The organism is Inquilinus limosus MP06, assembly GCF_000767795.1.
GTDB classification, from domain to species: Bacteria; Pseudomonadota; Alphaproteobacteria; order DSM-16000; family Inquilinaceae; genus Inquilinus; species Inquilinus limosus_E.
On the sequence record NZ_JANX01000546.1, the window covers coordinates 1 to 4,186 of the forward strand.

6 protein-coding genes are annotated in these 4,186 nt (G+C 68.8%); 1 reads left to right on the top strand and 5 read right to left on the bottom strand.

The annotated features are described in order from the left end of the window. On the bottom strand, positions 1–778 hold a 778-nt coding region (locus P409_RS27990), incomplete at its 3' end, for a transporter substrate-binding protein (protein ID WP_034846139.1). A gap of 316 nt (positions 779–1,094) precedes the next feature. On the opposite strand from P409_RS27990, the gene P409_RS27995 reads away from it, so the two are divergent. Further along, on the top strand, positions 1,095–1,337 hold the full coding sequence (locus P409_RS27995; protein WP_052121490.1) for a hypothetical protein: 243 nt from the start codon (positions 1,095–1,097) through the stop codon (positions 1,335–1,337). On the opposite strand, the gene P409_RS28000 is transcribed toward P409_RS27995, so the two are convergent. The 4 genes from P409_RS28000 to P409_RS28015 form a co-directional block, all read right to left on the bottom strand. Continuing rightward, positions 1,334–1,819, bottom strand: a complete 486-nt coding sequence (locus P409_RS28000; protein ID WP_152613584.1) for a Pycsar system effector family protein — start codon at positions 1,817–1,819, stop codon at positions 1,334–1,336. The genes P409_RS27995 and P409_RS28000 overlap by 4 nt on opposite strands. Before the next feature lie 76 nt (positions 1,820–1,895). Beyond that, a complete protein-coding gene (locus tag P409_RS28005; RefSeq protein WP_052121492.1) occupies positions 1,896–2,576 on the bottom strand; it encodes a COG3904 family protein in 681 nt (226 codons plus the stop codon). A gap of 70 nt (positions 2,577–2,646) precedes the next feature. Beyond that, complete coding sequence (locus P409_RS28010; protein WP_034846143.1) at positions 2,647–3,291, bottom strand: glutathione S-transferase family protein; 645 nt, start codon at positions 3,289–3,291, stop codon at positions 2,647–2,649. A 296-nt stretch (positions 3,292–3,587) separates the two neighbouring features. Then, positions 3,588–4,186 (bottom strand): MFS transporter (locus P409_RS28015; protein ID WP_034846145.1); only part of this gene is annotated, 599 nt, incomplete at its 5' end.

Consider the following 4,186-nt stretch of genomic DNA (forward strand, 5'->3'; position numbering starts at 1 on the left):
TGTCGACGCCCGCGAAATAGATCGCGCTGCTGAGATGGCCGATGCCGGCCGGGCCGATCAGCCCCAGCTCGCATTCGGTCAGGTTGCAGCTGACGATCGGGCAGCGGTCCGGCCCGAAGGCCGGGTCGCTTTCCGCCAGCGCCTGATAGGCCCGGAAGAAGGCGTAGCTCGACGGGCCGATCAGGTTGTTCAGGATGAAGTCGGGCCGCTTTTCCCGCACCTCCTGCACCAGCCGGCCGACATCCTCGCTGCCGATCGGCAAATAGCGCTCGGCCAGCACCTCGCCGCCGCAGGCGCCGATCAGCTCCCGCGCCACGCGGTTGACCTCCCAGCCCCAGATGTAGTTCGAGCCCAGCAGGGCGGCGCGGGTGCCCCAGCGTGGCAGCACATGCTGGAACAGCGGCACGATGTGCTGGTTCGGGGCGGCGCCGGTATAGATCACGGCCTCGCTGCTCTCGAAGCCCTCATAGGGGCAGATGTACCACAGCAGCGCGTCGTGCTTCTCGATGGTCGGCAGCACCTCCTTGCGCGACAGCGAGGTGATGGTGCCGACGATCTGGCGGCAGCCATCCTCGCGGATCGCCGTCTCGCACAGGGCGTGATAGCGGTCGATCACGCCCTCGGGGTTGGCCGCGACGGGGGCGAGGGTGAAGCTGAATCCGTCATCGGCATTGACCTCCTCCAGCGCCATCAGCGCGCCGTCCAGCGCATCCCGCCCGATCGCCCCATAGGGCCCGGTGGTCGAATAGAGAAGACCGATCGCGTAGCTCGCCCGCACGTGCTGCCTGTCCCCTGAACGCACAAAGCCCCATCGCCCGCCGTCGCCGGCTTGCGGATGGGGCTTCATTGCCGCTCTTGCCCCGCGGGCAAGAAGACTATCGTGTTGTTCGCCTCAGGATACGAGCCGGCCGGTTCCTGTCAATCGCGATGCAACAATCCACCCCCGTTGTCATGCCCGGGCTTGACCCGGGCATCCAGAGATGTCGAAGCCTCGCCGGACGACCCCTGGGTTGCCGGGTCAAGCCCGGCAATGACAAGAGGGAGGGCCAATTTTCCAGATGCTATCATCTCCAATCGGGGATAAATTCTCGCATATGAGAGATTCGACTCCATCGCAACTCCTCTTCGGCCTCGGGCACAATGGCGGCCCGCCGCTGGAGGAGGAGCATCCGGATTCCGCGACCTCCTGGCGGCATTTCTGCTGGAAAAAGGCGCATGCCGCCGCCTGGAAGACGCCGCCTCGCGAGATCGCCCTGCGCCGCCTGGCCCGGGCCGAAGAACTCGGCATGAGCTATCGCGACTACACGCTGGCGATCATGGAGGGAAAGTATCTCTAGCCGACCGCCATCAGCAGCACATAGCAGAGGATGACCACGGCGAGGCACCGGAAGGCCCAGGCGACATAGCGGTACTTGGCTTGGCAGATCGCCGCCAGGTTGCGGGCATTGGCGGTGTACTCCGCGGCGATGAAGCCGGGCTCCGTGCGGCGGGCGGCGTGGTCCAGCCGCTCGCCGGCCTGCGGCCAGGCCGCCCAGTACAGGCAGGCGCCGCCGTTGCGCTTGCGCGGCAGCAACACCAGCGCCACGCAGACCAGCCCGGCCGAAAGGGCGACCACCAGCACCAGGCACAGGACCCATTTCGCCGAAGGGAAGGGAACGCTACGGGTCCAGGTGAAGACCGACCGCATCTCCGGCGACCAGGCCACCAGCGCGATCAGGAAGGTGAAGATATAGGCCGCCTTCTGGTCGGCGATCTTGATCTGCTCGTGGAAGGTCTGGTTGATGGATTTGAGGTAATCGATGTGGTCGGAGGCGTTCATCTCGGCCCGGAACAATGCCTGTCTTGAAATGTGAGACCTGGATACCGGCCATGCCGGGAAACCGCAAGCCGGCGGTTCAGCCCGGGGGTGCCGGCTTGCCAGCTCCGTCGGTCACGACCTTGAGCCGGACCAGGTCGTCATGGTCCAGCAGCCGGATGTCCGGCCCCGCGAAGCTGCGGGTGATGAAGTCGGGGTCGACCCCCATCTGCGCGACATAGGCGGCGATGAGATAGCCCGACAGCCGCATCGCCTGCCGGATCTCCTCGGCATCGACCGCCCGGCCGACCCGGGCCTGGTCGACCGCCGGGCGGTGGATGCCGAAGTCGCCGCCGTCGACACGGCGACGGACGCCGCCGAGAAAGGCCAGGGTGCAGGCGGAGAAGCAGTTGGAGAACTGGGTCTCGGCGCGGCCGTCGCCGCGACGGATTTTCACCCGCCCGACCACGGTGTCGAACCCGCCCTCGCGGATCATCTGGCCCAGCCGCGTGCCGTAGACGATCAGCCCGCCATGGGAGTTGAGCCGGACCAGCCGCGGCGGATCGGGAGTCCGCGCCAGGAAGGCCTCGAACCGTCCCGGAGTGCTGCGGTCGATCTCGCCTTCGGCCAGGATCCAGAAGCAGGCGGCGCAGTCCTGCGCCGGCCCCTGGAGCTTGAACGTCATCGACGCCGCCGCCGCGGGTTGGGCCGCGGCCGCCCCGAGCAGCCCGGCCAGCAGCAGCGACAGGCAGGCGGGGCGAAGGCGGGCTCGGTTCGGCATCGTCGGCGGCGGCGAGAGAAACCCGAAGCTTAGGCGGAAACGGGACGGAGCGGAATGGCCGGCGCTCCGCTCAGGTCAGCGGCGGCGCGACGAAGCGGCGGTAGCCCTCGCGCTCCGCCAGCCGGGCGTGCCAGCGCTCCAGCTGCGGCAGCTCCGGCTTGGCCACACCCTCGACCCCGAACCAGCGGCGGGCATAGGCGCCCAGCACGATGTCGGCCAGGGTGAACACCTCGCCCTCCAGGAAGCGCCGCCCCGTCAGGTGGCGGTCGACGATGCCCCACAGCGCCGCCACGGCGTCGGCCGCCGCCTGGATCGCCTTCATGTCCCGCTCCGCCGGCGCGGTGCGGACCAGGCCCCAGAACACCGGCCGTTCGGCCGGCTGCAGGGTCGACAGGCTCCAGTCCAGCCAGCGGTCGACCCCGCCGCGGATCCTCGGGTCCGGCGGGTAGAGGGTCCCGCCCTCGCCATATTGCTGGGCCAGGTAGCGGATGATGGCGTTGGACTCCCACAGCACGTAGTCGCCGTCCATCAGCAGGGGCACCTTGCCGTTCGGGTTCTTCGCCAGGTAGTCGGGCTCGGTGTTCACGCCGAACTGCATGCCGGCGTCGATCCGCTCATAGGCCAGGTCGAGCTCCTGGCAGCACCAGAGCACCTTCTGCACATTGACCGAATTGACTCGGCCCCAGAGGCGGAGCTGCGGAGTGGGAGAGGGCATGGGGAGGCTCCTTGACCGGGGCGGGCGCTAGCCCGGATTTCTCACACCCCCTACGCCCTGCGTCGCCTTGCGGCGAGTCGAATGCGAGGGCGGGACGCGAAAAGCGTATAGGGCCATACGGTTGAGCGGCCCGCCCCCGCAGGCGGCCGCCGCAAGGCGACCCTTCGGGCCGGTTGAAAATGCCGACAGGGTGCGTCGAACGGCTTGCCCGATGCAAAGGCATCGCGCTGCGCCGCTCTCCTGCCCCGTCGGCATTTTGAACCGGCGCAGGACGCAGCGGGTGTGAGAATTCCGGGCTAGGCCTTGCCCGTCCATGACGGCGCCGGGGCGCGGCGGAGGTGCCGGCCGACCACCAGGGCGATCGCCGCGGCGGCGGCCAGGCTCGCGGCCAAGAGGGCCATGCCGGCGGTGAAGCTGCCGGTCGACTCCTTGATCCAGCCGACCGCATAGGGCCCGACGAAGCCGCCGAGATTGCCGATCGAGTTGATCAGGGCGATGCCGCCGGCCGCCGCGGTGCCGCCCAGGAACACCGGCGGCATCGTCCAGAACGGCCCGAGCGTGGCGTAGATGCCGATCGCGGCGATGCCGAGGCAGGCCAGCGACACGACGTTCGAGGACGCGGCGATGCTGCCGGCGAAGCCGATGGCGCTGACCAGCGCCGGCAGGGCGACATGCAGCACGCGTTCGCCGGTCTGGTCGCTGTGGCGGCCCCAGACCAGCATGGCGCCGGCGCTGACCAGATAGGGCAGGGCGATGATCCAGCCGGTCTGCAGCGTGGTGAAGCCCATGCCCTTGACGATCTGCGGCAGCCACAGGCCGATGCCGTAGAGGCCGATGACGATGCCGAAATAGACCAGACCCAGCAGGATCACCCGGATGTCGGCCAGGGCCGGCC